The 26,912-nt window shown below is 63.8% G+C and carries 23 protein-coding genes and 3 pseudogenes; 17 read left to right on the top strand and 9 right to left on the bottom strand.

Annotation, left to right across the window (positions count from 1 at the left end; genetic code table 11):
* Positions 1–32: 32 nt before the first annotated feature.
* The 4 genes from ACUCCZ_RS05310 to glgX all read right to left on the bottom strand — a co-directional run bounded on the left by ACUCCZ_RS05310 (position 33) and on the right by glgX (position 7,565).
* Positions 33–1,331, bottom strand: a complete 1,299-nt coding sequence (locus ACUCCZ_RS05310) for a phosphotransferase (RefSeq protein ID WP_435916580.1) — start codon at positions 1,329–1,331, stop codon at positions 33–35.
* Complete coding sequence (treS, locus tag ACUCCZ_RS05305; RefSeq protein ID WP_435916579.1) at positions 1,328–3,100, bottom strand: maltose alpha-D-glucosyltransferase; 1,773 nt, start codon at positions 3,098–3,100, stop codon at positions 1,328–1,330. Before treS ends, ACUCCZ_RS05310 begins: the two co-directional genes overlap by 4 nt.
* Positions 3,097–5,346: an alpha-1,4-glucan--maltose-1-phosphate maltosyltransferase gene (locus ACUCCZ_RS05300; RefSeq protein ID WP_435916578.1), complete on the bottom strand. Its 2,250-nt coding sequence runs from the start codon at positions 5,344–5,346 to the stop codon at positions 3,097–3,099. Before ACUCCZ_RS05300 ends, treS begins: the two co-directional genes overlap by 4 nt.
* A gap of 128 nt (positions 5,347–5,474) precedes the next feature.
* Positions 5,475–7,565 (bottom strand): glycogen debranching protein GlgX, encoded by a 2,091-nt coding sequence (gene glgX / locus ACUCCZ_RS05295; RefSeq protein WP_435916577.1) that lies wholly within the window; start codon positions 7,563–7,565, stop codon positions 5,475–5,477.
* A gap of 156 nt (positions 7,566–7,721) precedes the next feature.
* On the opposite strand from glgX, the gene ACUCCZ_RS05290 reads away from it, so the two are divergent.
* The 4 genes from ACUCCZ_RS05290 (at position 7,722) to ACUCCZ_RS05275 (ending at position 11,279) form a co-directional block, all read left to right on the top strand.
* A complete protein-coding gene (locus tag ACUCCZ_RS05290) occupies positions 7,722–8,867 on the top strand; it encodes a cysteine desulfurase family protein (RefSeq protein ID WP_435916576.1) in 1,146 nt (381 codons plus the stop codon).
* A gap of 118 nt (positions 8,868–8,985) precedes the next feature.
* Positions 8,986–10,068, top strand: a complete 1,083-nt coding sequence (gene mnmA / locus ACUCCZ_RS05285) for a tRNA 2-thiouridine(34) synthase MnmA (RefSeq protein WP_462981560.1) — start codon at positions 8,986–8,988, stop codon at positions 10,066–10,068.
* Between the two features lie 35 nt (positions 10,069–10,103).
* Positions 10,104–11,048 (top strand): methionine synthase, encoded by a 945-nt coding sequence (locus ACUCCZ_RS05280; protein ID WP_435917008.1) that lies wholly within the window; start codon positions 10,104–10,106, stop codon positions 11,046–11,048.
* 18 nt (positions 11,049–11,066) lie between these two features.
* Complete coding sequence (locus ACUCCZ_RS05275) at positions 11,067–11,279, top strand: hypothetical protein (protein ID WP_435916574.1); 213 nt, start codon at positions 11,067–11,069, stop codon at positions 11,277–11,279.
* A 28-nt stretch (positions 11,280–11,307) separates the two neighbouring features.
* Here ACUCCZ_RS05275 and ACUCCZ_RS05270 read toward each other — a convergent pair whose 3' ends face one another.
* Together ACUCCZ_RS05270 and ACUCCZ_RS05265 are read right to left on the bottom strand one after the other, a co-directional pair.
* Complete coding sequence (locus ACUCCZ_RS05270; RefSeq protein ID WP_435916573.1) at positions 11,308–11,820, bottom strand: hypothetical protein; 513 nt, start codon at positions 11,818–11,820, stop codon at positions 11,308–11,310.
* A gap of 6 nt (positions 11,821–11,826) precedes the next feature.
* The gene (locus tag ACUCCZ_RS05265) at positions 11,827–12,438 is read right to left on the bottom strand and encodes an ACT domain-containing protein (protein WP_435916572.1); all 612 of its coding nucleotides are present in this window, start codon (positions 12,436–12,438) and stop codon (positions 11,827–11,829) included.
* A 143-nt stretch (positions 12,439–12,581) separates the two neighbouring features.
* Between ACUCCZ_RS05265 and gatC the strand changes: the two genes are divergently transcribed.
* From gatC to gatB, 3 genes are read left to right on the top strand one after another with little or no spacing between them, the layout of a single operon-like run.
* Positions 12,582–12,905, top strand: coding sequence for an Asp-tRNA(Asn)/Glu-tRNA(Gln) amidotransferase subunit GatC (gene gatC, locus ACUCCZ_RS05260; protein WP_435916571.1), 324 nt, complete (start codon positions 12,582–12,584; stop codon positions 12,903–12,905).
* On the top strand, positions 12,902–14,419 hold the full coding sequence (gatA, locus tag ACUCCZ_RS05255) for an Asp-tRNA(Asn)/Glu-tRNA(Gln) amidotransferase subunit GatA (RefSeq protein WP_435916570.1): 1,518 nt from the start codon (positions 12,902–12,904) through the stop codon (positions 14,417–14,419). The genes gatC and gatA overlap by 4 nt, the downstream gene beginning before the upstream one ends.
* Positions 14,412–15,905, top strand: a complete 1,494-nt coding sequence (gene gatB / locus ACUCCZ_RS05250; RefSeq protein ID WP_435916569.1) for an Asp-tRNA(Asn)/Glu-tRNA(Gln) amidotransferase subunit GatB — start codon at positions 14,412–14,414, stop codon at positions 15,903–15,905. Before gatA ends, gatB begins: the two co-directional genes overlap by 8 nt.
* Before the next feature lie 31 nt (positions 15,906–15,936).
* Here the strand turns inward: gatB and ACUCCZ_RS05245 are convergent, their stop codons facing one another.
* A complete protein-coding gene (locus ACUCCZ_RS05245) occupies positions 15,937–16,572 on the bottom strand; it encodes a TIGR03085 family metal-binding protein (protein WP_435916568.1) in 636 nt (211 codons plus the stop codon).
* Positions 16,573–16,660: 88 nt separating this feature from the next.
* On the opposite strand from ACUCCZ_RS05245, the gene hisI reads away from it, so the two are divergent.
* The 9 genes and pseudogenes from hisI to ACUCCZ_RS05200 all read left to right on the top strand — a co-directional run bounded on the left by hisI (position 16,661) and on the right by ACUCCZ_RS05200 (position 23,823).
* Positions 16,661–17,035 carry a phosphoribosyl-AMP cyclohydrolase gene (gene hisI / locus ACUCCZ_RS05240; protein ID WP_435916567.1) on the top strand — a complete coding sequence of 125 codons (375 nt, stop codon included), beginning with the start codon at positions 16,661–16,663 and terminating at the stop codon, positions 17,033–17,035.
* Entirely contained in the window at positions 17,035–18,534 is a 1,500-nt protein-coding gene (gene trpE, locus ACUCCZ_RS05235) for an anthranilate synthase component I (protein WP_435916566.1), read from the top strand. Before hisI ends, trpE begins: the two co-directional genes overlap by 1 nt.
* Before the next feature lie 419 nt (positions 18,535–18,953).
* Positions 18,954–19,174: pseudogene (locus ACUCCZ_RS05230) on the top strand (HGxxPAAW family protein).
* Positions 19,175–19,974: pseudogene (gene trpC / locus ACUCCZ_RS05225) on the top strand (indole-3-glycerol phosphate synthase TrpC).
* Positions 19,975–20,003: 29 nt separating this feature from the next.
* Entirely contained in the window at positions 20,004–21,260 is a 1,257-nt protein-coding gene (gene trpB, locus ACUCCZ_RS05220) for a tryptophan synthase subunit beta (protein WP_435916565.1), read from the top strand.
* On the top strand, positions 21,257–22,090 hold the full coding sequence (gene trpA / locus ACUCCZ_RS05215) for a tryptophan synthase subunit alpha (protein WP_435916562.1): 834 nt from the start codon (positions 21,257–21,259) through the stop codon (positions 22,088–22,090). The genes trpB and trpA overlap by 4 nt, the downstream gene beginning before the upstream one ends.
* Entirely contained in the window at positions 22,087–22,926 is an 840-nt protein-coding gene (gene lgt, locus ACUCCZ_RS05210; protein ID WP_435916561.1) for a prolipoprotein diacylglyceryl transferase, read from the top strand. Before trpA ends, lgt begins: the two co-directional genes overlap by 4 nt.
* Before the next feature lie 229 nt (positions 22,927–23,155).
* Positions 23,156–23,524: pseudogene (locus tag ACUCCZ_RS05205) on the top strand (hypothetical protein); the annotation flags it as partial.
* On the top strand, positions 23,521–23,823 hold the full coding sequence (locus ACUCCZ_RS05200; RefSeq protein ID WP_435916560.1) for a hypothetical protein: 303 nt from the start codon (positions 23,521–23,523) through the stop codon (positions 23,821–23,823). The pseudogene ACUCCZ_RS05205 and the gene ACUCCZ_RS05200, both read left to right, overlap by 4 nt.
* Before the next feature lie 444 nt (positions 23,824–24,267).
* Here ACUCCZ_RS05200 and ACUCCZ_RS05195 read toward each other — a convergent pair whose 3' ends face one another.
* Both ACUCCZ_RS05195 and ACUCCZ_RS05190 read right to left on the bottom strand, forming a co-directional pair.
* Positions 24,268–24,927, bottom strand: a complete 660-nt coding sequence (locus ACUCCZ_RS05195) for an HdeD family acid-resistance protein (RefSeq protein WP_435916559.1) — start codon at positions 24,925–24,927, stop codon at positions 24,268–24,270.
* A gap of 22 nt (positions 24,928–24,949) precedes the next feature.
* A complete protein-coding gene (locus ACUCCZ_RS05190; protein ID WP_435916558.1) occupies positions 24,950–25,813 on the bottom strand; it encodes a MurR/RpiR family transcriptional regulator in 864 nt (287 codons plus the stop codon).
* A 180-nt stretch (positions 25,814–25,993) separates the two neighbouring features.
* Here ACUCCZ_RS05190 and murQ point away from each other — a divergent pair, with 180 nt between their 5' ends.
* On the top strand, positions 25,994–26,908 hold the full coding sequence (gene murQ / locus ACUCCZ_RS05185; protein ID WP_435916557.1) for an N-acetylmuramic acid 6-phosphate etherase: 915 nt from the start codon (positions 25,994–25,996) through the stop codon (positions 26,906–26,908).
* Positions 26,909–26,912 lie beyond the last annotated feature (4 nt).

Below are 26,912 nucleotides of genomic sequence, written 5' to 3'. Positions count from 1 at the left end.
CGATGGAGATGTGTGGGTGGGCGTGAACATCATCAATCCTGCTCCATCACCCGAATCGCCGACAGTGGGATGCTAACCCAGGCCGGCCGGTTGAGGGTCTCATAGACGGTTTCGTATCCGGCCTTGTCGGCCTCATAAGCGGCCAGGACGTCGTGTTCGGCATCGTCTGGACGACCATAGCCGTCCAGGAAGGCCTCTCGGGCTCGTCGTGCCCAGGCCAAGGTCTGCGGTGCGGTGGGTTCGGCATGGGCCGAGGTGGCGTAGGACAGCGAGCGCATCATTCCTGCCACGTCACGCCAGCGGGAGTCCGGCAAGCGGCGTTCGGCCAGGGTCTTGAGGGGCTCGCCCTCGAAGTCGATGATCCGCCAGCCGTCGGGTGTCAGCAGGGTTTGTCCGAGGTGGAAGTCCCCATGCACCGCCTGGGCGGTCAGCTGATGACCACGTAGCTTCTCGAAACGAGTGGCTAGGAGGTTGCGGTACGGTTCCAGCACCGGGGATGCCGCCACCGCAGCGTCGAGACGACGAACCATGTCCTCGGCTATCCGGTTCCCGTCCAACTCGACCGTCCCGAAGGCCTGCTCCAGCGCGGCGTGGATGGTTCGCAGGCACCGGCCCAGGTCAGCGACGAGATCCGTGACGTCGTCCAGATCAGCTGCCCTGGCGGTGATGAGTTCCCAGCCGTCCCGAGGCTGCGGAAACCGCTCGATGATCATGGCCAGATCGGTCTGGATGTCCTCCTCGGCCGGGATCTTCCCGCAGATGTGGCCGTAGAGTTTGGCCACCGAGGAGACTCCGGCGTCGTTGAGAGCACCGTGAATGGTGATGTCGAGATTGTCACCGGGCTCGAGGCGGCGGAACATCTTGATGATGATGGCGTCGCCAACCAGGATCGAGGTGTTCGACTGTTCGCCACCGAAGCGTTCGGTTGATCGCACCGGCTCGGGGGCCTTCAGACGGCGATGGAGCTGCCACGAGCCGTCCGCGGCCTGGGGATCAGCCTCGAGGATCGTCCTGGCCCACGCCGTGCGAGCTTCCTCATCAGTGGTGGCGTCGGTGACCGAGAGGGGCTCACCATCGATGTGAATCCGGGCCACTGCGTCAGAGGCTCCGGGGTGCAGGGCGAGCAGGAGCTGGTAATACTCGTCCGGCGCTTGTGGGTAACAGATCAGGGCAATGACGGGCATCACCTTGAGATCGCGCTCGTCAACAACCGGGGCCAACGGCAGCAGCCTGGCCAGGGTGCCACCTCGCCCCTTTCCGGAGAACCACCGAGCGGTGCTGATGTGGTCCCAGATGCGGTCCCTGACCTCTGCTTCGTCCCACTCGGTCATGACCTCTCCTCTCCGGTCATCTGCAGCCATCGGTAGGCGTAGGGCGGCATCGGAACCGTCAAGGTTCCGTCAGCCTTCACCGGTTGCGCGTCCTGGCCGTGAATGAGGGACGTTCCGGTCACACCTGCGAACTGGGGCAGGTTGAGGGTGACGGTTCTCTCGGTGTCTGAAAGATTGGCCAGGCACAGAATCGTCTCGTCCTCGTCGTGGCGCAGGAAGGACATCACGGCCATGTCCTCCCCACCCAGGTCGGTGAACCCTCCGGTACCGAAAACAGGGTGACGACGGCGGATGCCCAACATGGCGCGGGTCCACACCAGCAGGGAGGACGGGTCGTCCATCTGGCGAGCGACATTGACGTGTCCCGGGTCGTGACCGAAGGTGTGGATGACAGGCAGGTGGAAGTTCTCCGGCAGAGCGGTCGAGAAACCGGCCGTTTCGGAATCGTCCCACTGCATCGGGGTACGCACGCCGTCGCGGTCAGGAAGCCATGGGTTGTCGCCCATGCCGATCTCGTCACCGTAGTAGAGCACCGGGGAACCGGGCAGGGACAGCAACATGGCCTTGAGCAGGCGGACCCTGGCCTCGTCGTTGTCGACGAGTGGGCTCAACCGGCGACGAATGCCCAGGTTGCACCGCCAGCGCGGTTCGGGGGCATAGTGCTCCCACATGTACTGACGATCTTCCTCGGTCACCATCTCGAGGGTGAGTTCGTCATGGTTGCGCAGGAAGGTTCCCCACTGGCAGCCTTGCGGAATATCTGGGGTGGCGGCGAGGATGTCGCTGATGCACTCTCGGGACCCGCGGCTCAGAGCCATGTACAGACGTGGCATGACGGGGAAGTGGAAGGCCATCTGGCACTCGTCGCCGTCACCGAAGTACTCGACGACGTCGTCGGGCCACTGGTTGGCCTCGCACAGCAGGATGCGTCCCGGGTACTCCTCGTCGACCATCGCGCGCAGCTGCTTGAGGATCTTGTGGGTCCCCGGCAGGTTCTCGCAGCTCGTCCCCTCGGCCTCTATGAGGTAAGGGACGGCGTCGAGACGGAAACCGTCGATGCCCAGATCCATCCAGAATCGGACGGCGTCAAGCATCTCCTCCATCACCCGGGTCTCCTCGAAGTTGAGGTCAGGCTGGTGGTGGAAGAAGCGGTGCCAATAGAACTGTTTGCGCTCGGAGTCCCAGAACCAGTTGGACTCCTCGGTGTCACAGAAGATGATGCGAGCGTCCGAGTAGGCCTCGTCGGTGTCGGCCCAGACGTAGTAGTTGCCGTAGGGGCCGTCAGGATCTGCGCGAGAGGACTGGAACCACGGGTGGGAGTCCGAGGTGTGGTTCATGACGAAGTCGATGATGACGCGCAGGCCACGGTCGTGAGCGGCGTCGAGGAAGACCTTGAAGTCCTCGATCGTCCCCAGCTCCTCACGGATCCAGCGGTAGTCGCGGATGTCGTAGCCACCGTCGTGCAGTGGGGAGTCGTAGAACGGCGGGAGCCACAGACAGTCCACCCCCAACCACTGCAGGTAGTCGAGCTTCTCGGTCAGACCCTTGAAATCACCGATGCCGTCGCCGTTGGAATCCTTGAAGGACCGCACCAGGACCTCGTAGAACACCGCGGTACGGAACCACTCGGTCTGCGTCCGATCGATGGAACCGACCGGGTGGATCGCGTCGAGCCTGGCCTGCAACTGGGCTGAGGTCAGCCCGAGGGCCCCGGTCGCTGCCAGGGTCTCGGGAATCTCCTCGGCGGAAGTGCAGGAGGAATGGGTCATGAGGTGGTCTCTCGCACGTGCAGGATATGGGCCGGCTGGGCTGGGTAGAGCCTGACGAAGGCCTGCTGTCCCCAGGTGAAGTCAGCACCCGTGAGCTCGTCATGAACCTCGAAGGTGCTGTCGCTGCCGAGGCCAAGGGCAGCCATGTCCAACATCACCTGGGACTCCACACCCCACACCGGATCCAACGAGGTGACGACGATGACGACGTCGTTCCCGGCTTTCTTGGAGAAGACGAGGACGTTGTCATGGGGAGCATGATGAATGGTCGTGTCACGCAGCTGCTGCAAAGCTGGATGAGCACGACGGATCTCGTTGAGACGAGTCACGAGCTGTGTGATGTTCGGCTCGGAGTCGAAGTCACGAGGACGGTACTCGTACTTCTCGGAGTGGGCGTACTCCTCGCGTCCCGGCAGTGGTTCGTGTTCGCAGATCTCGAACCCGGAGTACATGCCCCACGACGGGCTCATGGTGGCAGCCAGGATCGCGCGGATGGCGAATCCTGCCGGGTTGCCGTCGTTGAGGTAGATCGGATTGATGTCCGGAGTGTTGGTGAAGAAGTTCGGACGGTAGAAGTGGGAGGTCTGATGGGAGACCTCGTCAAGGTACTCCTCCAACTCCCACTTGGCGGTGCGCCAGGTGAAGTAGGAGTAACCCTGCTGGAAACCAACCTTGCCCAGGGCAGCCATCATTTCGGGACGGGTGAAGGCCTCGGCCAGGAAGATGACCTCCGGATGATGACGATGCACCTGCTCCATGAGCCAGGCCCAGAAATTGACCGGCTTGGTGTGCGGGTTGTCGACGCGGAAAATCGTCACGCCATGGGAGATCCACAGTTCGAGCAGCCGCAGGCATTCGGTGTAGATGCCGTCCGGGTCGTTGTCGAAGTTGATCGGGTAAATGTCCTGGTACTTCTTCGGTGGGTTCTCCGCGTAGGCGATGGTGCCGTCGACACGGGTGGTGAACCATTCCGGGTGCTCCCGCACCCACGGGTGGTTCGGGGATGCCTGCAGGGCGAAGTCCAGGGCCACCTCCATGCCCAGGTCATGGGCGTGGGCGACGAAGCGGTCGAAGTCCTCGAAGGTGCCCAGATCCGGGTGGATGGCGTCATGGCCACCAGCCGGAGACCCAATGGCCCATGGCGAACCGGGGTCGTCGGGACCGGGGGCCAGGGTGTTGTCCTTGCCCTTGCGGAACGCGGTTCCGATGGGATGGATCGGCGGGAGGTACACGACGTCGAAACCCATCGCAGCAGCGGCGTCCAGTCGCTCCCAGGAGGAATCAAAGGTGCCGGAGACCCAATGGCCGTCCTCGTCGATGTGGGCTCCTTGGGAGCGCGGGAAGAACTCGTACCAAGAGCTGTAGAGGGCACGACGTCTCTCCACCCGCAGCGGGACCGGGGTGGTGGGAGAGGCCAACGGGCGTGGGGCATGGACGCGCATCGCCTTGGAGAACATGAAGGTGTTGATGACCTGGCGCAGCGAGTCCGGCGCGCGGTCAGGAGCGAGGCTGCCATCGGCCTCGCGCAGGGCTGTCACGGCGTCGACGTCACCAGCCTGCTGGGCGTGCGCGATGGCCTCACCGATGAGGGCATGGCCCTCGGTACAGACGAGTTCGACATCGATCCCGGCGGCTAGCTTGGCGTCGGCATTGTGGTGCCAGGTGCCCCAGGTGTCCGACCATCCCTCGACATGCATCGTCCAGTCACCCTCGACACAGGCCGACACGTGGGCCTTCCAGATGTCCAGGCCCCAGGGATCGACCTGGTGCATGTCGGTGACGTGGCGGTTGCCGTCCGGATCAGTGAGGACGACGCTGGCGCCGACGGCGTCATGGCCCTCACGGAAGACATTCGCCGTGACCTCGAACTCCTCGTCGACGACGGAATAGATCGGCAGCTGACCACTCTCGACCTCGGGCTGGACGTTGTGGACGGGGATGCGCCCGAAACCACGCAGTGGGGGACGACCAGGAACGTCGATGGCCGAGGTGGCTGCCCCGAGGGCCTCGTCATCCGAGGCGTGTTCAGCGGCGTGACGCGGTGAGGGGGTGTCGACGTCGTGCTGGCGGGTGTGACCTTCCGCGGCATTCATAGCGAGGCAACCTGACGCGTCGTCGGTGCCAGCGGGGGGAACAGGGGCCACCGGTTCGGGTGAGGGATCCGGGGCAGGGGGCGTCACCTGCACGTCGTGCGCATCGGGGCCATTCTCGTCTTGACGGCGGTCTCGCCTGTTGATCCTCCACACGGGTCACAGGCTACCGTGGCTAGCTCCAGGCCGTCATGATTCGAACCAGCGTCGCACCGACAATCTCAATCCGAAACACCTGGGCCAGGTTCGAGAAAGTGCGCACGGCGTGTACCCGATGTCTGGGATCAGGCCTCGTCCCTGGCCAACGAGGCCTGCATGACGACGACACACCTGCTGGGCAGGGTGATCGACCGTCCGGCAGGGACCGGCTCGTCAGGGATTTCGCCAGGTAGGGCCGTGGAGGCAGCCACCTTCCAGGACTCACCCCAGCGGGGACTCGGCAGGATGATTTCGGTCGGGTGATCACCGGCGTGGAACCAGATGAGGAAGGCCTCGTTGTCGTCGGAGGTGTACATGCCCAGGGTGCGACGACCTTCGTCATGCCAATCGTCGGTGACCATCTCGCCACCGTGACCGGAGAACCACGCCAGGTCGGCCCGGCGTGGGCGCTCATCGGTCGAGAGACCCACAGGATCATGGTGCCGGTAGATCGAGGGGCGTAGGGCAGGGTGCTCGCGGCGTAGGGCGGTGAGGGTGCGGACGAGGTCGGTGACGTCGGACCAGCCCTCGGCGTCGTCCCAGTCCATCCACGAGATGGGGGAGTCCTGGCAGTAGGCGTTGTTGTTGCCCTGCTGGGTACGACCCATCTCGTCGCCGGCGGTGATCATCGGTACACCGGTGGCCAGCAGCAAGGTGGCAATGAGGTTGCGGACCTGACGATGACGCAGCATGACGATGGACTGGTCGGTCGTCTCACCTTCCCAGCCACAGTTCCAGGAGCGGTTGTCATTGGATCCGTCGTGGTTGTCCTCGCCATTGTCCTGATTGTGCTTCATGTCATAGGTGACGAGGTCACGCATGGTGAAGCCGTCATGGGCGGTGATGAAGTTGATGCTCGAGGCCGGCTGATCGTAGAGGTCCGGGGATCCGCACAGACGGGTGGCGAATTCCTCGACCCCACAGACGGCACCGCGCCAGAAATCGCGGATGTAGTTGCGGAAGCGGTCATCCCACTCGCTCCAATGGGGGCCCCAGGCGCCCACCTGATAACCGTAGGGGCCCAGATCCCACGGCTCGGCGATGTGCTTGACCTTGTTGAGGACCGGATCGTCAACGAGGGCCTGCTTGAACGGATGGTTCTGGTCGACCTCGTGGGACTTGTCGCGGATGAGGGTGGTTGCCAGGTCGTAGCGGAAACCGTCAACACCCATCTCGGTGACCCAATACCGCAGGGAGTCGAGAACCAAGGCGAGGACTTCTGGATGGGAGGTGTCGAGCGAGTTGCCACAACCAGTGACGTCGTAGTCGTTGCGGTGGTCGTTGGTGAGACGGTAATAGGACTCATGGTCGATGCCACGGAAGGACAGCGTCGGTCCCTCGTGGCCACCCTCGCCGGTGTGGTTGTAGACAACGTCAAGGATGACCTCGATACCGGCCTCGTGGAAGGCCGTCACCATCTCCTTGAACTCGCGCACCTGGGCGCCCAGGGAACCCACCGAGCAGTACGCGGCGTGCGGGGCGAAGAATCCCAGGGTGTTGTATCCCCAGTAGTTCGACAGACCGCGTCCCACGACGAAAGGCTCAGAGACGAACTGCTGGACGGGCAGCAACTCGATGGCATTGACACCGATGGACGTGAGGTGCTCGATGACGGCTGGGTAGGCCAGACCTGCGTAGGTGCCACGTAGGTGCTCGGGGACGAGGGGATGGAGCCGGGTGTGACCCTTGACGTGGGTCTCGTAGATGACCAACTCGCTGATGTCACGGCGATACTCGATGGGCTTGGGGGGCTCGGAATCCTCGATCACCACGGCAAGCGGGACCGAGGTCGCGTCGTCGGTCGGGTCTGGCTCGTAGTTGGACTCCGGGGTGTGATCCATGATTGGTCCGTGATAGTCGACACCAGCCGTGATGGCCTTGGCGTAAGGGTCGAGCAGCAGCTTGGCCGGGTTGAACCTCATGCCGCTGTCGGGATCCCACGGGCCGTGAACTCGGTATCCGTAGCGCCGACCGGCTGTGACGTCGGGGACCTCAATCGTCCAGACACCATGCTCGTTCATGGTCATGTCGTAGTTGACCTGTGACCTGTCGTCTGCCACAAGTGCCAGCTCAACACGCTCTGCGCGTGGCGCCCACAACCCGAAACGGCAACCGCCGTCGATGAGGGTGGAGCCAAGCGCACTGGTGTCGAATGACGCCGTGTTGGTGTCGGTCACAGTAAGGGCCTTTCGTCGGGGATGATGATCGGAACGTCAGTGGGCCGACGGATCATTTTAGTCTGAGTCGGTCGCGGCGTCTGCAGAAGCGAGAACGCGCAATTCCACACCTTGCCAATCGGCAGTAGCGTCAAGGAATCGTCAGGAAGGACAGGTATGTCGCAATCGCAGCTCGGCTCAGTACATCACGGTCGTGCCTATTTCGACCACGCGGCGACCTCGCCGCTGCGCCCGGAAGCTCTGGCCGCGATGGTCGAACCAGTGCCGGGAAATCCTGGCGCCATTCACGGTTCAGGCCGCGCCTCGAGGGCTTTGCTGGAGGATGCCAGGGAGGAGGTCGCCAGCCTGCTCGGTGTCGGTCCGCTGGAGATCGTGTTCACCAGCGGAGGAACAGAGGCGGACATGCTGGGCCTCATGGGAGCGGTTCGCCATGGTCACGCACTGGTCTCCGCCGTGGAGCATCCCGCTGTCGCCACGGTGACCTCGCCGTGGTTGCTCGGTCAGCGTGCCGGAGTGCTCCCGGTTGACGACACGGGAGTTGTCGACCCTGACTCGATTGCCGCGAGCCCATTAAGCAATGACCTTGATGTCGTCTCGGTGATGGCCGTCAACAACGAGACCGGCGCATGCCAGCCCGTCGATCAGATCGCGGACAAGACTCATCGGGCCGGAGCCCTCATGCACACCGACGCCGTCCAAGCCCTCGGTCACGTCCCGGCGGACCTCGACGGGTGGGGGGTGGATCTGGCCTCCTTGTCCGCACACAAGATCGGTGGACCCGTCGGGATCGGGGCCCTGTGGGTTCGCAGAGGCGTCGAGGTGCATCCGGTCGCCCCGGGAGGTGGGCAGCAGTATGGGATTCGCTCCGGTACTCAGCCGGTTGCGCTGGCTCGAGGCTTCGCGGCTGCTCTGCGGGCCTGCCTCAGCGAGTTCGGTGAGAAGGCTCCTCAATGGCAGGCCTGGAGGAATCGGATCGTTGAGTCGTGCCGACGGATCCCGGGGGTCTGTGTGGACGATGCCACCATGACGAGCCCCACGATCATTCACCTCAGTGTTGCCGGAGCGCGCGGGACTGACGTCGTCATGCTCGCGGACCGGGACGGGGTCGACCTTTCAGCCGGGTCAGCATGCCATGCCGGGGTTTCCCGTCCCTCACCGACAATGCTGGCCATGGGTCGCGATGACGAGGCAGCCGCGTCGGGAGTGAGGATCTCGATGGGGCACACCACCACCGAGACTGACATTGATCGTCTGCTCACCATCCTACCTGCGGTCATTGCGCAGGCCAAGGGGGCGCGGTGAGTCGGCGTCAACCCCTATCATCGAGATCCTGCCGGGATCTCGTACCCCATTGATCTAGTGATTGATCTGGGCCCCTGCACGACCACGGAGAGGAAGCACTGTGAAGGTTCTCGCTGCCATGTCGGGAGGAGTCGACTCCGCTGTCGCTGCAGCCCGTCTCGTCGCGGCAGGCCATGACGTCACCGGTGTGCATCTGGCGCTGTCACGCAATCCGCGATCCCATCGCGAGGGGTCACGAGGATGCTGTTCGCTGGAGGATTCCTTTGACGCCAGGCGGGCCGCAGACAGGCTTGGGATCCCGTTCTACGTGTGGGATTTCTCCGATCGCTTCGCCGAGGAGGTCATCGATCCCTTCATCGCCGAGTACCGGGCCGGTCGAACCCCCAACCCCTGCCTGCGATGCAACGAGAGGATCAAGTTCGCTGCTCTGCTGGAACGTGGTCTCGACCTGGGATATGACGCCGTCGCCACCGGCCATTACGCCCGAACCGAGGTCGTCGATGGCACGACGAAGCTGTACCGCTCGGTAGACCTGGGCAAGGACCAGTCCTACGTGCTCGCCGTCCTCAACCAGGATCAGCTCGCCCATTCGCTGTTCCCGCTCGGGGATTCCCTCAAGACCGCTGTGCGACGAGAAGCGGCAGAACTCGGTCTGTCGGTGGCCGACAAACCCGATTCCAATGACATCTGCTTCATCCCTGACGGGGACACGCCCGGCTGGCTGTCGGAGAAGATCGGCTCGGCCGACGGAGTGATCCGCGATGAGTCAGGGGCTGTCGTCGGTCATCATGATGGGTATCACCACTTCACCATCGGTCAGCGCAGAGGCCTTCGGCTCGGGGTCCCCGCTCCCGACGGCAAGCCGCGATATGTCCTCGACGTCGAACCGGTCAACAACACCGTGGTCGTGGGAGGTGTTGAGGGTTTGACCGTCCGCCACATCGAGGCCATCCGGCCGGTGTGGTGTTCCGGAGAACCTGCCAGGACCTGGCGTGGCCAGGTTCAGGTGAGGGCCCATGGGGATCCGGTTGAGACCACGATCACCACGGTTGCCGGTGGGGTGACGATGGACCTCGAGGAAACCCTGCGTGGAGTCGCTCCTGGCCAGGCGGCGGTGTTCTACGACGGTGACCTCGTCGTCGGATCAGCAACCATCTGCGGGACGGATCGGGCGGGGACGACAGCGGAGCAGGCAGCATGATCGCCACTGGTATCGGGTCACTGCCGGGCACTGACATGCGTGGCAGCCTGGCTGCAATGGCCGAGATCTTCGACGAGCTCATCGCCCTGCCAGAGCTGCCGGCCCGTGGAGCCGGTGCTCAGATGGTGGGGAGGGCGACGGCTTTCCTCGTTGATCTGCCGGTTGATCATGGCCCGGGCGGATGGCGGCTCGCGGACGCCACTGACCATGCCGCTCGCTCAGCGCGATCCCTTCTGCGCAGTGACCTCGATGACCTCGAGGAGGTGCTGGTCGACGGGGAGGCCACCGTCAAGATCTCGGTGGCCGGTCCGCTCACCCTTGCCACGTGCCTGCACCTGCGCGCCGGAGAGTCGATCCTCGCGGATGCCTCGGCCCTCAACGACGTCACGGCCAGCCTGGCCGAAGGAATCAGCCAGCTCCTGACCGAACTGCGACGCCGGATGCCGCGCGTGACCTGGACGATGCAGGTCGACGAGCCAGCGGCCCCCGCGGTCCTGTCGGGGGCGATTCCGACTCAGTCAGGTCTGTACCGGCACCCCGCGATGGAGGAGACCACGGCGACTCAGCTGTGGCAGACGGTCGTGGGAGGCTGCGACGACGTTCCGGTGGGAATGCACTGTTGTGGCCACCCGATCCCGTGGTCCATGGCATGCAAGGCCGGATTCGCCACGATGTGGTGCGAGATCACCGACGCGATGTCATTGAATTGCGTCGCGCAATGGGTGGAGTCAGGTGGACGACTGGGCATGGGAGTCGTCGACACCATGAAGGTCGATCAGGTGCCACCAGTGGATCGCCTCATCGACAGGATGCTGTGGCTGGCACGACGCCTCCAGGTCGATCCCGCCGTGTTGAGGACCGGTGTCCTGACGCCTGCGTGCGGGCTGGCCGGATGGTCGCGGCAGGCGGCTGCCGAGGTCTGCCGGACGGTGAGACGGGCTGCTGACCTCGTCGATGAGCAGCTGGACCGGGCAGGCTGACCAGGTAGGGTTCCGACCGTGGGTTTCTTCACCAATCTCAACCTTGACGGCCAGACGCCGAAGCGCACTCGGCCGCGTGTCGGTGAGGAACGGTGGGCTCCGACCGCAGTCCCGACCACGAAGCGCAAGAAGGTGCAACGAGTTCTCGCACCCATCGCCTTCGTCGTCGCCCTCGCGATGTTGGTGGGAGTGGGGTACTACTTCTTCCGCATCCTCGTCATGGGTGGGTGACGAGCGCCTGCACGGTGTCGCGCTGGCGTCAGATGATGAGGTGGAATCCGTACTGGGTCGCCAGGGCCAGCAGGTAACACCGAATGAAGAATCCGAGGGTGACCCACAGCGAAAACCACCAGAAGTGCATCTTGGTCGTCGCTGCGTAGATGACGACGAGGTAGACCGGCGGGACACCGGTGATGGCCGAGAAGAACAGCAGCGGCATTCCCCATCGGGGGGTCTCGACCACGTGGGCAGCCGTGTCATTCCAACGTCGCAGGCGCCACCTCCACGATCCCTCCGGAACCGGTTTGGGTTCCTTGTGCTTGATCCATCGCGAATTTGATCCGCGCCGGATACCGATGACCATGATCTGCTTGCCGACGCCGTGGCCAAGACCCAGTCCCAGCGCGACTTCCAGTGGGCCCAGCAGCTTGGATCCCAGGGCGCCGACGATGAACAACTCCGAATTGAGCACCGGCACCAAGCTGGAAGCCACGCCGAAGGCGAAGGCTGACAGAACCTGGTACCAGAACTGCCAGGTGAGATAGACCTCCATGTGGCCTCAGTTGGCCAGAGCGGCCATGTGCTGAAGACGGTTGAGCTCGGAAGCCAGGAATCCCGGACCTCCCTGACGCCCAGCAACCAAGCAGCGCCCCCCTGACAACGGAACAGCGGCGATGACGGTGTCACCCCATCCCGGCATCCAGCCGGCCTCGAGCTCGGCGACATGGGAGTGATCCAGCGGCGTCAAGCGTGCGATGCCCTCAGGAGTGAATTCTGGAGACAGGGCAGTCGAAATGATGACCTGCTCATCGGCACCAAAGAGTGCCGCCCACTGAGTGTGAAAGACGACCGGAACGGCGCCGCAGAGAACTTCAGCGGAATGCTTCGGGTCCTCGGACATCCGATTCAAGGCTGCAATGTCGGACTCGATACTCCAGTTCTCCAGATATCTGCTCAGCCACAACACATGAACTCCGTCGAGCATGTCGCAGGCCGATACCAGGGTGTCAGGCATCGTGGTGGGGGGAAGGGTCAAAATGAAGTCGTCAATGACGTAGCCATCGCCCTTTTCGACAATCTCAATCGCGGATATGTCGGCGTTGGCGGTGCCCATGGCGGTCGCCACCGAGCCCAGGGAACCCGGCGTGTCTGGCAGCTGAATACGAATCATGAGCACTCACTCATTGTTGCGGGTCGATCCGACGATCCCAAACTGAATCCGTGTTCCGGCGGGTCACCATCGGGGGTGAAGGAGCTTATGTGGCAGTCATGTCGACCAGTAGTCCTAGGATGGTCCGAGGGCATTCCGCCCCCATGCCGTCAACCAGGAGATTCATCGTGGCCCTCACGCCGGATGACGTCGTTCGCCTGGCCGGCTTGGCACGCATCGACCTCACCGGCGACGAGACCGCGTATCTGGCTCCTCAGCTTGACGCGATCCTCGACGCGGTGGCCGCAGTGTCAGCCGTCGCCACCGACGACGTGCCACCTACTTCGCACGCTCTGCCGCTGTCCAACGTCTTCCGCGAGGACGTCATCAAGGAGTCGATGTCGGCTGATGATGCCCTGAGAATGGCCCCTCGTAGTGAGGATCAGCGCTTCCGCGTGCCCCGCATCCTGGACGAGGAGGCACAGTGAACGAGCTTGTCACCCTGACCGCCGCCGAACTCGGCGCGCGAATTGCGTCCCGTGACGTCTCCAGTGAGGAGGTCACGCAGGCGCACCTGGACCGCATTGACGAGGTCGACGCTGACGTGCATGCCTTCCTGTTGGTTGACCACGACGGCGCCCTGGAGACTGCCCGACGTATCGACTCCCGGATCGTCCACGGTGAGAAGCTCGGCCCGCTGGCCGGCGTGCCGCTGGCCGTGAAGGATCTCTTCTGCACCAAGGGACTGGCCACCACGGCCTCGTCCCGAATGCTGGAGGGATGGATCCCGCCCTATGACTCGACCATCGTCACCCGATGCAAGGACGTCGGCATGGTGGTCCTGGGCAAGACGAATCTGGACGAGTTCGCAATGGGTTCCTCGACCGAGACCTCTGCCTTCGGCCCCACCCACAACCCGTGGGATCTTGATCGGGTTCCTGGTGGCTCGGGTGGCGGATCTGCTGCCAGCCTGGCCGCTTTCCAGTCCCCGTTGGCTCTCGGCACCGACACCGGCGGATCCATTCGTCAGCCCGGTGCGGTGACCGGCACCGTCGGCATCAAGCCGACCTACGGATCGACGTCCCGGTACGGTGTCATTGCCATGGCCTCCTCCCTGGACACCCCTGGGCCCTGCGCTCGTACCGTCCTGGATGCGGCCTTGCTGCACCAGGTGATAGCCGGTCATGACTCGATGGACCAGACGACCATTGACCGACCTACTCCCGACATCGTCGTGGCTGCGAGTCAGCCGGACGTCGCCGGCATGCGGATCGGCGTGGTCACCGAATTCGCCGGCGAAGGGTATGACCCGCAGGTCGAGGCCCGATTCAACGAGGCCCTCGAGATCCTGACGAAGGCCGGCGCAGAGATCGTCGAGGTCTCCTGCCCCAACTTCGACCTGGCCCTGCCTGCCTACTACCTCATCCAGCCTGCCGAGGTTTCCAGCAACTTGTCCCGCTACGACGCCATGCGCTACGGCCTACGCGTCGACGATGACGGCAGGCACTCCGCCGAGCAGGTCATGCGGGCCACCCGTGGTGCCGGATTCGGCGCCGAGGCCAAACGTCGCATCATCCTGGGTACGTATGCCTTGTCAGCCGGCTACTACGACGCCTACTACGGCTCGGCCCAGAAGGTCCGCACCCTCATCCAGCGTGACTTCGAGAAGGCCTGGCACAGCTGTGACGTGCTCGTCTCCCCGGCCACCCCGACGACGGCATTCCGGTTGGGGGAGCGCACCGCCGACCCGATGGCGATGTACCGCTCCGACCTGTGCACCATCCCGGCCAACATGGCCGGCAGTCCTGCCGGATCCTTCCCGATTGGCTTGTCCGAGACCAACGGTATGCCCGTCGGTATGCAGGTGATGGCCCCGATCATGGCGGATGACCGCGTCTATCGGGTGGGTGCGGCGCTGGAACGGCTGCTGAACGAGATGTGGGGTGCCCCGCTGCTGGCGAAGGCTCCCGAGCTGAGGGGAGAGGAGGGGCACGATGACTGACGAACTGCTGCCCTATGACGAGGTGATGGCCGACTACGAGCCAGTCATCGGACTCGAGGTTCACGTCGAGCTGTCGACGGCGACCAAGATGTTCTGCGGATGTTCCACGGACACCGAGAAGGATCCCAACACCAACGTCTGCCCGGTCTGTCTGGGGCTTCCGGGGTCGATGCCGGCCATCAACGGTCGCGCCGTGGAGTCGGCCACTCGCATCGGCCTGGCCCTCAACTGCACGATCGCCGAGTACTGTCGAATGGCCCGGAAGAACTACTTCTACCCGGACATGACGAAGAATTACCAGACCTCCCAGTACGATGAGCCGATCTGCTATGACGGCTGGCTCGACGTCGAGGTCGACGGCGAGATCTTCCGTGTCGACATCGAGCGTGCCCACATGGAGGAGGACGCCGGGAAGTCCTTGCACGTCGGCGGCTCCGACGGACGTATCTCAGGTGCCAGCCACTCCCTCATGGACTACAACCGTGCTGGCGTTCCGCTCATCGAGATCGTCACCAAGCCGATTCGTGGGTTGGGAGCCAAGGCGCCCCAGGTTGCACGGGCCTACATGGCTCAGCTGCGCGACATCATGATAGCCCTGGGTGTCTCTGAGGCCAGGATGGAGCGCGGCAACCTGCGTTGCGACGCCAACGTTTCCCTCATGCCGCGTGGCAGTAGCACCCTGGGCACCCGCACTGAGACCAAGAACGTCAACTCGCTGCGCTCGGTCGAGGGAGCCCTGACCTACGAGATCCAGCGTCAGGGATTCATCCTGTCCGAGGGACGCAAGGTCCGTCAGCAGACCCGGATGTGGCAGGAGAGCGGCGAGTACACCATCGCTGGACGTGACAAGTCCGACGCCGAGGACTACCGCTACTTCCCCGAGCCTGACCTGGTGCCGATCGCGCCGTCTCGGGAATGGGTGGAGGATCTTCGCGCCAGGCTGCCGGAGCTACCGGCTGCCAAGAAGGCGCGTCTGGCCTCCCAGTGGCAGTTCTCCGAGCTGGAGATGACTGCGGTCGTCAATGCCGGCGCCCTCGATCTCCTGGAGGAGACCGTCAATGCCGGATGCCAGCCAGCTGCGGCGCGCAAGTGGTGGCTCACCGAGCTGTCCCGTCGTGCCAACGAGGCCGGGGTGGACCTGTCGGAGGTCGGTATGACCCCGACTCAAGTCGCCCAACTGCAGGAGCTCGTCGATGACGGCACTCTCACCGACAAGCTGGCTCGTCAGGTCATTGACGGCGTCATCGCTGGTGAGGGAGATCCTCAGCAGGTGGTCGGTGGCCGCGGTCTGGCCGTCGTCTCCGACGATGCCGCCCTGGGCGCGGCTGTTGACGGTGTCATCGCTGCCAACCCGCAGATTGCCGAGAAAATCCGCGGCGGCAAGGTCCAGGCCGTCGGCGCGCTCATCGGTCAGGTCATGAAGGCCATGAAGGGACAGGCAGACGCAAAGCGGGTCAGGGAGCTCATCCTTGAGAAGCTGTCCTGACCCACACGGTTGGGTTCGTGCGTTCCGGCCCTCACAACGAGTGGTCGGAGCGCATGAACTCGGAGATGGTGGCCGGCTCGCCGAGAACATCGACCTGAGCGACCGAAGTGCGCCCGGTGAGCAGCAGCAGGATTTCCGAAGCTGCACCGACGATGGTGACGATGCGGTCACCAGGGTGAAGGGTGAGGGGGTCCTTGAACTCGGTCATCTCAACGCGCACGCCCACAGGGCAGCGACGAGTCAGAGCACGTCCGTGCTTTCGGATGATCCTCGCGAGCCCAAGCTCAGTACGGTGGTCCAACTGCCGGGGTTGCCAGCCGGGCTGGGCCCGGAGCAGATCCTCATGGTGAATGAAGTACTCCATAGAGTTGGCGGCAGCGTCCATTCCCGGGATGCGGAAGATCGAGAAACGATCTGGCCCGTGGGCGAAACGTACCACCTGATCCTCGAAGGATCCGGAAGCTTCCAATTTGTCGGCACGAGCCTGGGTGACGGCGTCGAAGACACTGACGGCCATGCCAGGGACGGCCAACGGATCATTCTCCCGGAGCAGGACGTGGGTCAACAGGTCTCGGGCCGTCCAGCCCTCGCACAGAGTCGGGGCATCGGGGCCAAGTCGTGACAGGTCTGCAGCCAGTCCGGCCCGTTCATCTCGTGCAATGGACATTGAGGTCCTCCTTCGAGCTATGGGTCCATCTTGCCAGCACTGGTCCGACACGCGGCGGGGGCTCCCACTGTCGGGGGTTCGGTGTTCAATGAGGCCCGTGCTGACTGAAGAACATCCTCTCGATTCCGGCATCGCAGCGCGTCTGCGACGCAACGACGCTGGTCTGGTGCCCGCCGTGGTCCAGGACGCCACCACTGGGGACGTCCTCATGATGGCTTGGATGGACGATGTCGCCCTGGCCCGTACCTTGACCACCCGTCGTGCGACATACTGGTCCCGATCGCGTCAGGAGTACTGGGTCAAGGGGGAGACGTCAGGCCACACCCAGCACGTTCGCTCAGTTCAACTCGACTGTGACGGCGACACCCTGCTACTGCGCGTCGACCAGGTCGGAGGGGCCTGCCACACCGGGGACCGTACCTGTTTCGACGCCGATGTGCTGCTGGATGAGGAGGCCGAGTGATGATCGACGTCACCCCATCACGTGAGGACTTCGCGGCCCGAGCGGGGGAGCACACTGTCGTCTCGGTGCGGACCACACTGGTCTGCGATGACGACACCCCGATTGGTCTCTACCGGCATCTGTGCGGGAATCGACGACTGACGTTCCTGCTGGAGTCCGCTGAGTCGGGCGTCCGGTCGCGGTGGTCCTTCATCGGGGTCAACACCCGCTGTGCTCTGACCACCGACGGGCGTTCGATGGACTGGATCGGCGAACCGCCTGCTGGGTTGACCGTCAGCGATGACCCGCTTGAGGTCCTCAAGGAGGCCCTGGCCGCCCTGAACACCCTGGCCGAGCCGGGGCTTCCACCCTTGACGAGCGGTTTTGTTGGATATATCGGCTACGACATGGTTCGTCGTCTGGAGGACATCGGGGACGATCTCGTCGATGACCTGGGCCTTCCGGTGGCCTGCCTCATGTTCGTCGGGGAGATGGCGGTGTTCGACCACCAGCGCGGTGAGCTGTGGCTCATCTCCAATCAGGTGGTGGACAACACTGATGTCGATCAGGCCTACGACGACGCGGTTGCCGCCCTCGAGGCGATGGTGACGAGGTTGGCCGAGCCGCGAAAGGTGCTGACGGCCCGAGTCACGGACCGCGTTGTGAGCCAGGTACGACGTCAACGCACGCCCGAAGAGTTCGGCGAGCTGGTCAACACCGCCATCGAGCGGATTCGTGACGGTGACATCTTCCAGGTCGTTCCCAGCCAGCGCTTCGACGTCGAGACCAAGGCCGACGCCCTTGACATCTACCGTCAGCTGCGTCGCACCAATCCCAGCCCCTACCTCTACCTGCTACGACTGCCTGGATTCGACGTCATCGGGTCCTCCCCCGAGGCCCTGGTGACGGTGGTTGACGGCGTTGCGACGACTCACCCCATTGCCGGTACTCGTCCGCGCGGACATACTGCGGTCGAGGACCGGTCCATGGAGGACGAGCTGCTGGCAGACCCCAAGGAGCGTTCCGAGCACACCATGCTCGTCGATCTGGGACGCAACGACCTGGGTCGGGTCTGCGTGCCTGGTACGGTCAACGTCACCGAATTCATGCACGTGGGCCGCTATTCCCACGTCATGCACCTGGAGGCAGTGGTGACCGGACAGATCGTTGACGGCCTGGACGCCGTCGACGTGACGATGTCGTGTTTCCCGGCTGGCACCCTGTCCGGGGCGCCGAAGATCTCCGCCATGCGGATCATCGAGGAGCTCGAGACCACCCGACGTGGCGTCTACGGCGGTGTCGTCGGGTACTTCGACCTGCACGGCAACTCGGACTGCGCCATCGCCATCCGGACCGCCGTTCTCAAGGACGAGGTCGCCCACGTACAGGCCGGGGCCGGAATCGTGCTGGACTCGCTCGCCGCCCAGGAGAATTCCGAGTGTCAGAACAAGGCGGCCGCCGTCATACAGGCAATTCAGGACGCTGGGGCCTTGCATCCGCTGTGGGAGGACGCACAGTGAGGACGTCGATCCGGGCCGGGTGGTGAATGGTTCTTGCCGCCTCCCCGATCCTGGCTGTCATTCTTGTCAGCGTCGCTTCCCGGCACACCTGGATGGAGTGTACCGGAATCGGGCTGACGGGTGCGCGCGTCACGGGCGGACTGATGATTGTCACTCCATGACGATGGGTAGGCCTGTTGGTCGGCTTGTTGCACCGGAGAACTGGTCGCAGATCCGCGATCGGCGTGGGACACTGTGGACAGAGGAGAAGGTCCCACCCTGTCACAGTCCCTGACTCAACCGCGGGCTCTGATCAAGGCAGAACCCGAGTACGTCGAATCGGCGGGATCGTATTCCGGTCAGGTGGCACATGAGGACGGGAGTGGCTCGCACAATGGTCGTCACGTCTGCTCCGGCGGTTGATCAGGATAGGATTATTACTGAATTCGCCGCGTTGCGGGTATCCGACGGCTCCCCCTGACCAGCTCGGGGAGTTCACCCGCATCATCGAGCAGTTGCGTGGATCGTTCCGCGCCTGACCACCGAAGGGAACACCATGAGCGCTGATTGCACCAATTGCACTGTTGGCGGTGCTCTCGTCCTTCTTGGCGGTGTCGTCACCCTGGTGATGCGGGCCGCGGGTGACGGCGGAGCGCGCTGAATGTCGCCCACCGCCACCGGAACAGTTCTTGACGAGATCATCGCTGGTGTTCTCGAGGACCTGCATGAGCGTCAGCTCATGATCACCTCGGACAATCTTCGCGAGGCGATCGAACTCGTCACACCCGCCATCGACCCCATTCCCCGTCTGACCGCTCCTGGTCTGTCGGTCATCTCCGAGGTCAAGAGGTCCAGTCCGTCGAGGGGCCACCTCGCGACGATAGGCGATCCTGCTGCGCTGGCCGATCAGTACCGTATTGGCGGAGCAGCCGCCATCAGTGTTCTTACTGAGGAGCGTCGTTTCCAAGGATCCCTCGCCGACCTCGACGCGGTGCGTGAGAAGGTCGACATTCCGATTCTCCGCAAGGATTTCGTCGTCACCGAGTACCAGGTTCTCGAGGCACGCGCGCACGGCGCCGATCTCGTCCTTCTCATCGTCGCTGCCCTGCCCGACGACGAGCTGCGACGCCTCCACGGCCTTGTGACCGAGCTGGGCATGACCCCATTGGTCGAGGTGCACACCCCCGAAGAGGCCGTTCGGGCAGCAGCCCTTGACCCCCGCCTCGTCGGGGTGAACGCGCGCAACCTCAAGACCCTCGACGTCGACAGCGCCATCTTCGGCACCCTTCTCGGTGAATTGCCAGAGAACGCCGTCAAGGTGGCCGAGTCCGGAATCCTCTGCGTGGACGACGCCGTCGAGGCTCATGAATGTGGTGCCGATGCGGTGCTGGTGGGGGAGATGCTGGTTCGCCACGGGAACCAGCCCAGGTGCTTCGCGAGATCCATGACGCCACCGTCTGACCCCCTGACATCCCACGGAAAGGATGACCATGTCCGCACGAGACCTGCCCGACGCCCAAGGCCACTTTGACGCTTTTGGTGGCCGCTTCGTCCCCGAAGCACTTCAGACTGCCCTTAACCAGCTTGAGGAGACCTTCGAGGCCGCCCTCACTGACCCTGACTTCCATGCCGAGCTGGATGTACTGCGTCGTGACTACGCGGGGCGTCCCTCCCCTCTGACGGAGGCTCCCCGGTTCTCCGAGTACGTGGCTGAGCACACCGGTCGCGAGGTCCGGGTCCTGCTCAAGCGTGAGGACCTCAATCACACCGGTTCACACAAGATCAACAATGTGCTGGGGCAGGTCCTGCTGGCCCGACGGATGGGCAAGCATCGCCTCATCGCCGAGACGGGTGCTGGTCAGCATGGGGTGGCGACGGCCACCGTGGCGGCCCTGATGGGCATGGAGTGCCGGATCTACATGGGCCAGGTCGACACTGAGCGTCAGGCTCTCAACGTCGCTCGTATGCAGCTCCTGGGCGCTGAGGTCGTCGCCGTGAAGGCTGGCTCTCGTACTCTCAAGGACGCCATGAACGAGGCCATGCGTGACTGGGTCGCCCACGTTGACGACACCCATTACCTCATCGGCACTGCCTCGGGTCCGCACCCGTTCCCAAAGCTGGTGCGCGAGTTCCAACGAGTCATCTCGGTCGAGTCGCGCCAGCAGTGTCGCGACCGCACGGGGCGACTCCCGGACGCGGTTTGTGCCTGTGTTGGCGGCGGATCCAACGCCATCGGCTCCTTCGCCCAGTTCATCGACGACCCCGAGGTTCGCCTCTACGGATTCGAGGCTGGCGGCGACGGCCTCGAGACCGGACGTCACGCCGCGTCGATCACCGGAGGTTCGGTCGGCGTGCTGCACGGCACTCGCACCTACATCTTGCAGGACGCGGACGGTCAGACGATGGAGTCCCATTCCATCTCGGCCGGCCTGGACTACCCCGGTGTCGGTCCCGAGCACTCCTGGTTGGCCGCCAACAAGCGAGCCACCTATCTCCCCGTGAACGACCGCGACGCCATGAAGGCTCTGCGCACCCTCACCCAGACCGAGGGCATCATGCCCGCCATTGAGTCGGCTCACGCCGTGGCCGGCGTCCTGCGGATTGCCAAGGACCTGCCGGACCACGACGGTGAGCCGCCGATCGTCATCGTCACCGTGTCGGGACGAGGGGACAAGGACGTCGACACCGCTCTCGCGTGGTTCGACATCGACGGCAGTGTTGACGCCACCACCGGAGGTATGGAATGACCAGTAGTGCGAGTGCCTACCTGAAGGCCCGTGAGGAGAATCGTCCGGCCCTGGTTGGTTACCTGCCGGTGGGGCACCCCTCGGTACCCGATTCCATCGACGCCATGAAGGCTCTCACGACCGGTACGACTGGTATCGGCGTCGATCTCGTCGAGATCGGGATGCCCTATTCCGACCCCATGATGGACGGGACCGTCATCCAGCACGCCACCACTCGAGCACTCGAGCGCGGGGTGCGCACTCGTGACACCCTGCTCGCTGCTGAGGCGGTGGCCGACACCGGCACCCCGTGTGTCGTCATGACCTACTGGAATCTCGTCGAGCACTACGGGGTTGACGCCTATGCCCGAGATCTGGCATCGGCCGGCGGGGCCGGGCTCATCACCCCTGACCTCACTCCTGACGAGGCGGAGGAGTGGATGGCGGTGTCGGAGGCCCATGGTCTGGACCGAGTCTTCCTGGTGGCCCCGTCCTCGACCGACGAGAGGTTGGCCTCCACCGTCGCCGCCTGCCGTGGCTGGGTCTACGCCACCTCCGTCATGGGGGTGACGGGAACTCGTATCCAGACCTCCTCAGCCGCCCCCGAACTGGTGTCTCGCGTCAAGGCCGTCAGCTCACAGATTCCCGTTGGCGTCGGTCTGGGCGTCTCCAACGGTGACCAGGCAGCTGGGGTTGGTTCCTTCGCCGACGGTGTCATCGTCGGGTCCGCTCTTGTCCGCGCCCTCGTCGAGGCGGAGGAGCAAGGGGAGACTGCACACGTCGGTATCGACCGGATGCGCACCATCGTCGATGACCTGGTGTCCGGAGTGCGGCGGGCGCGACTCCAGTGAACCTGCTGTCGATCCCCAGCCCATCGGTCGAGGCCTTTCACCTCGGACCGCTGACGATTCACATTTACGCCCTGTGCATTCTGGCCGGAATCATCATTGCCTACGTCAGTGGCGAGCGTCGCTACCTCTCCCGAGGTGGTAAGCAGGAGCACTTCGAGGAGTTGTGTGCCCTCGCGGTCGTCGCTGGCATCATCGGTGGGCGCCTGTACCACGTCATCACAGACCATCAGCTCTACTTCGGTCCCGGTCGGACCTGGTACCACTGCTTCTACATCTGGGAGGGTGGCCTGGGTATTTGGGGTGCCATCGCCCTGGGGAGCGTGGTGATCTGGCTGTACTGCCGACACAAGGGGATAACGTTCGCCCCGGTGGCCGATTCCCTGGCACCGGGCATCCTGGCCGCTCAGGCCATCGGACGTCTCGGGAACTGGTTCAACCAGGAGCTCTTCGGACGCCCGACGACGCTGCCATGGGGACTCGAGATCGACCTTGCCCATCGACCTTCGGGGTACCTGCAATACTCCACCTTCCATCCCACTTTCTTGTACGAACTGCTGTGGAACCTGGCCGGAGCAGCATTCCTGATCTGGGCGGATCGATGTCGGAAGCTCGACCATGGCCGTTTGTTCACCCTTTACGTAGCGGTCTATACCTTTGGTCGTTTCTGGGTGGAGCGGCTGCGCATTGATCCGGCCCATCACGTGGGACAATGGCGGCTCAACGACGTCACTGCCCTGATGGTCTTCATCGGCGCGGTCGTCATCCTGATCATCCTGCAGCGCCGTCACGGCAAGGATGACGAGTGCAGCGGGCGCCCAGCCGCTCAGGGTGAGTAGCTGTGTCTCGATGAGTCCACAACGCGGACATTCGTGTCAAGGAGTGGTCACCGTGTGACAACCTGTCTCTCGGACCGAGTGTGTTTACAGAATGTGCAACACACCTGCGTGCGTCGAAAGGAGTACTGATGACCTTCGACCACCGTCCACGACGACGCATGTCCCAGATCAAGGCCCGACTGGCTTCTGTCAGGCCTCATGACGAGTGGCTCGATCAGGGCCGCATCGACACGACCGGCCGGTTGACCTGGTCATCTTCGCGATGGGATTCGCCCACCCCGAGCATGATGGAGTCGTCCAGGAGCTTGGTCGGGGATTCGACAGTCGCGAAAACATCGTCCGGAACGACGACTACGAAACCAACGTCTCGGGAGTCTTCGCCTGCAGCGACGCGGGTCGTGGCCAGTCTGTCGTGGTCTGGGCCATCGCGGAGGGACGGGCGGTGGCCAACGGCTTTGACGCGTATCTCAAGGGTTCGCCGTCGGTACTGCCCAAACCGGTCAAGCCCTCTGATCGTCAGATGATGGTCCGAGCTCGACAGGATGAAGCCTTGTGGGTTCGTCAAGGTACACCGAGTGGGAGGAGGTTGCTGGGATGAACGAGGACGAGCAGGATCTCGATTCGGCGATTCACCACGCCGAGGTGCTGACGTGGGTGTGCGTCGCCCTCTTCATGGTGCTTGACGTCGTCGGGCTGACGGCATCGAGCCTGAGCGATCCGCGCTTCGTCCTGGGTGCCTTCGGTGGGGCCGCGTCCTTCCTGGGCTTCATCGGTGCCGGGGTCTGGTGGGCCTGTCTGGCCTCCCAGCGCCGGGCTCGGTCCTTGGACGACCGTCTCGATCACGACCTCGGTATGCAGGACAAGCACGATGATCGCCGTGGGCCGCCCTCCGTCTGATGCTTCGTCATGAATGACGATCTGCGACGCAGACCCACCTCACCATTGACCTCGTCGTGGCCGCTACCTTGACGTTCATTGACGATCGTTTCTGACGCCCAGCATCGGCTGGGTCTGGGAGCGGTGCGGCGGCTCTGGGACATCAGCGCCGTCCACGCCGGTGGCCGACTGCTCGCCCTGCAGTGGATTCCGGTGGGTACGACGTCATCATGCGGATCTGGCTCTCAAGTACTCCACCAAGGTGTGTTGGACGAACAGGTTCTACGTGCACGGCGGGCCGAGTGCCGCCACTTTCGGGCACACCGAGTGGACTGGAACGATCACGATGGTCGAGCCGGTCTGGGCCATCCACGTCGGTCGACGAACATGCGTCACAGCCCGGCCGTCGAACCACCGAACGGACTCGTCGCTGAGGCCTGCCTGGTTGATGACGTCGGACTCATCTCACGGGAGTTCGCGATGGTTCGAGGGCTCCTGAGAAGTGTTGGGGGAATCGACGACCTCGCCCTCGATGACGGTGTTGCGCGGGTTTCGACGCACCGCCGACACAATCGAGCTCGTGACCTTTCGGAGCCCTACTGCGATGGCGATGTTAGCGACTCCGTAGAGCAGGACACCGATGGCCAGCAGCCAACTCATCGCCACCACACCGAATCCGGGGTGAACCACGATGATGATGCCCAGCACGAACAGTCCGACGCCACCGCCGAGCATCCAGCCCCAGGCCTTCTCGGCGATGAACCTCATGGGCAGCGCGAAACCGGTCGCCGCGACGCCGAGGAGAACCAGCCACACGCCGATGAGAATGGCGATGACATGGAGGGAGAATCCGGGGTGGATGACGAGGACGAGGCCAACGATGATGCCGATGATTCCCCAGGCCTTCATGAGCCCGGTGCCGGCCATGCCGTGGAGGGCGTGGGCGTTGATGAGGGTCATGATGGAGTCAACGATGGCGTAGACCCCCACGATCACCACGAGGGCTTCCATGGTCTGGTGGGACCAGACGACAGCCACGACCGCCGCGATGATCGCGAGGATCCCCTTCGTGAGGGGGATCCACCACATTGACTTCCAGGTCTTTGTCAGGGTCTGTGACGACATGGCTCAAGTCTACGTGAGGACCTCAGGTCCGGTGAGTGCTGACTGCCGTTCGGGTGCTGGTCAGGAGGGTTTCAAGATCGTCCATGCACAGCTGAGCGACCCTGGCGAAGAGGAAGTCGATGACGGCCAACTGAGACATTCGGCTAGACATCGCTCCGGCCCGGACCTGGGTTTCGCGGGCTGGGGTGACGAGAACGTGATCCGACAGCTGCGCGACGGGGGACTGGGGCACTCCCGTCATGGCGACCGTCGTGGCACCGTGGGCCCGAGCCACGGTGAGAGCCTCGACGACTTCCTGGGTGCTACCGCTGAACGAGATCCCCACGGCGACGCACGCCTGTCCGCACAGTGCGGCATGGACGAGTTGGACGTGGGTGTCGTTGTGATGCTGGCAGACCAGACCGATGCGTTCCAGCTTCTGGGAGAGATCGTCGGCCACGAGCCCGCTGGAACCGACTCCGAAGAGGACGGTCCGCGGCGCAATGGAGATGGCGCCGGCCACAGCTTCGAGCTCTTCCGGGTCCACCGATCGGGCGGTGTCCTCAATGGTGCGAGCCTCATGGAAGGCGATCTTGGAGATCATCTGTTCCAAGGTGTCGTCAAGCGAGATGGTGCCCTCGGCCACCGACGAGCGCTCCATCTCAATGCTGCGGCGAGACAGGTCACGGGCAAGCTCGGCGCGCAATTCGCGGCAGCCCTTGAGCCCAAGGGCACGACAGAAGCGCACCACGGATGCGGGGGATACCCCGGCAGCTTCGGCGAGCCGGCTGGTTGATGCTTCGAGTGCCCAGTCCGGTTCAGCAAGGACCACTGCGGCAACCTGCGCCTCCGCCGGGCGCATGGTGGACCTGGCCATGTCAATGCGAGGCAACAGACTGCCAGCCATATGAAATGCCCTTCCGTAAACAATGATACTCGTGTAATATCGTTTCACGTCATCTGAACTGCATGGTCCCAATGCGGACCACAGGAAGACAGTGTGGTCTATGTGGCCCACACCGTTGTACAGAGGGCGTGGTTTCAATACATGGAACCACGAAGTTTCGTCGTCGCAGGAGGCGAGTCCATGGACCATCTCACTAGGCTCACCACCACGGAGGGTCGGAACCCGGCCAGCGAGGGTCTTGATCAGCTGACGACCCTCGAGGTGCTTCGCGTCATGAATGATGAGGACCACCGTGTTCCTGATGCCGTCGCCCGGCAGCTTCCTGCCATTGCGGCGATCGTCGAGGCTGCGGTGGCGGGATTGTCGGCCGGTGGTCGGCTGATCTATGCCGGGGCGGGGACGAGTGGGCGGCTTGGGGTTCTCGACGCTGCCGAGTGCCCTCCCACCTTCAGCACACATCCCACCATGGTCGTCGGTCTCATTGCCGGTGGCCAGCAAGCCATGTTCCAGGCAGTTGAAGGAGCGGAGGACGACCAGGAGCGCGGGGCTGAGGAGATCAATGCCCTGCATCCCGGGCTCCACGACGTCGTCGTCGGGCTCGCTGCCTCCGGGCGCACCCCGTGGGTGATAGGAGCGGTGCGCGCCGCCAAGCAGGCCGGTGCCCACACGGCGTCAGTGTGTTGCAACCATGACGCCCTCATCAGTGACGAGGTCGATCTGCCCGTCGAGATCGACGCCGGCCCAGAGGTGCTCACCGGGTCGACCCGTCTGAAGGCCGGAACGGCACAAAAACTCGTCCTCAACATGATCTCCACGGCGACCATGGTCGGGCTCGGCAAGACTTACGGGAACCTCATGGTCGACGTCTCTCCGAGCAACGAGAAACTGCGGCAACGTGCTGTGTTCATCGTCGTGTCCGCGACGGGATGCACCCGGGACCAGGCCGTTATCGCCCTTCATGAGGCTGACGGTCACGCCAAGACGGCCATCGTCATGATCCTGCTGGACATGACGGCGGCACAAGCCCGAGAACGACTGACGACATCTGGCGGAGCGGTTCGCGCCGCTGTCGACGAGGACCATCCTCACAACTGAGTTT

The sequence above is a fragment of the Cutibacterium nasicola genome (genome assembly GCF_052654715.2).
Note: the sequence above shows the minus strand (reverse complement) of the source record. Positions and strands in the feature narration are given on the sequence as shown.

Excerpts from the sequence above, each read along its gene's own strand:
- ACUCCZ_RS05310 (WP_435916580.1), bottom strand. The coding sequence starts at position 1,331 with ATGACCGAGTGGGACGAAGCAGAGGTCAGGGACCGCATCTGGGACCAC.
- treS (WP_435916579.1), bottom strand. The coding sequence starts at position 3,100 with ATGACCCATTCCTCCTGCACTTCCGCCGAGGAGATTCCCGAGACCCTG.
- ACUCCZ_RS05290 (WP_435916576.1), top strand. The coding sequence starts at position 7,722 with ATGTCGCAATCGCAGCTCGGCTCAGTACATCACGGTCGTGCCTATTTC.
- mnmA (WP_462981560.1), top strand. The coding sequence starts at position 8,986 with ATGTCGGGAGGAGTCGACTCCGCTGTCGCTGCAGCCCGTCTCGTCGCG.
- ACUCCZ_RS05280 (WP_435917008.1), top strand. The coding sequence starts at position 10,104 with ATGCGTGGCAGCCTGGCTGCAATGGCCGAGATCTTCGACGAGCTCATC.
- ACUCCZ_RS05270 (WP_435916573.1), bottom strand. The coding sequence starts at position 11,820 with ATGGAGGTCTATCTCACCTGGCAGTTCTGGTACCAGGTTCTGTCAGCC.
- ACUCCZ_RS05265 (WP_435916572.1), bottom strand. The coding sequence starts at position 12,438 with ATGATTCGTATTCAGCTGCCAGACACGCCGGGTTCCCTGGGCTCGGTG.
- gatC (WP_435916571.1), top strand. The coding sequence starts at position 12,582 with ATGCCGTCAACCAGGAGATTCATCGTGGCCCTCACGCCGGATGACGTC.
- gatB (WP_435916569.1), top strand. The coding sequence starts at position 14,412 with ATGACTGACGAACTGCTGCCCTATGACGAGGTGATGGCCGACTACGAG.
- ACUCCZ_RS05245 (WP_435916568.1), bottom strand. The coding sequence starts at position 16,572 with ATGTCCATTGCACGAGATGAACGGGCCGGACTGGCTGCAGACCTGTCA.
- hisI (WP_435916567.1), top strand. The coding sequence starts at position 16,661 with ATGAGGCCCGTGCTGACTGAAGAACATCCTCTCGATTCCGGCATCGCA.
- trpE (WP_435916566.1), top strand. The coding sequence starts at position 17,035 with ATGATCGACGTCACCCCATCACGTGAGGACTTCGCGGCCCGAGCGGGG.
- trpB (WP_435916565.1), top strand. The coding sequence starts at position 20,004 with ATGTCCGCACGAGACCTGCCCGACGCCCAAGGCCACTTTGACGCTTTT.
- trpA (WP_435916562.1), top strand. The coding sequence starts at position 21,257 with ATGACCAGTAGTGCGAGTGCCTACCTGAAGGCCCGTGAGGAGAATCGT.
- ACUCCZ_RS05200 (WP_435916560.1), top strand. The coding sequence starts at position 23,521 with ATGAACGAGGACGAGCAGGATCTCGATTCGGCGATTCACCACGCCGAG.
- ACUCCZ_RS05195 (WP_435916559.1), bottom strand. The coding sequence starts at position 24,927 with ATGTCGTCACAGACCCTGACAAAGACCTGGAAGTCAATGTGGTGGATC.
- ACUCCZ_RS05190 (WP_435916558.1), bottom strand. The coding sequence starts at position 25,813 with ATGGCTGGCAGTCTGTTGCCTCGCATTGACATGGCCAGGTCCACCATG.
- murQ (WP_435916557.1), top strand. The coding sequence starts at position 25,994 with ATGGACCATCTCACTAGGCTCACCACCACGGAGGGTCGGAACCCGGCC.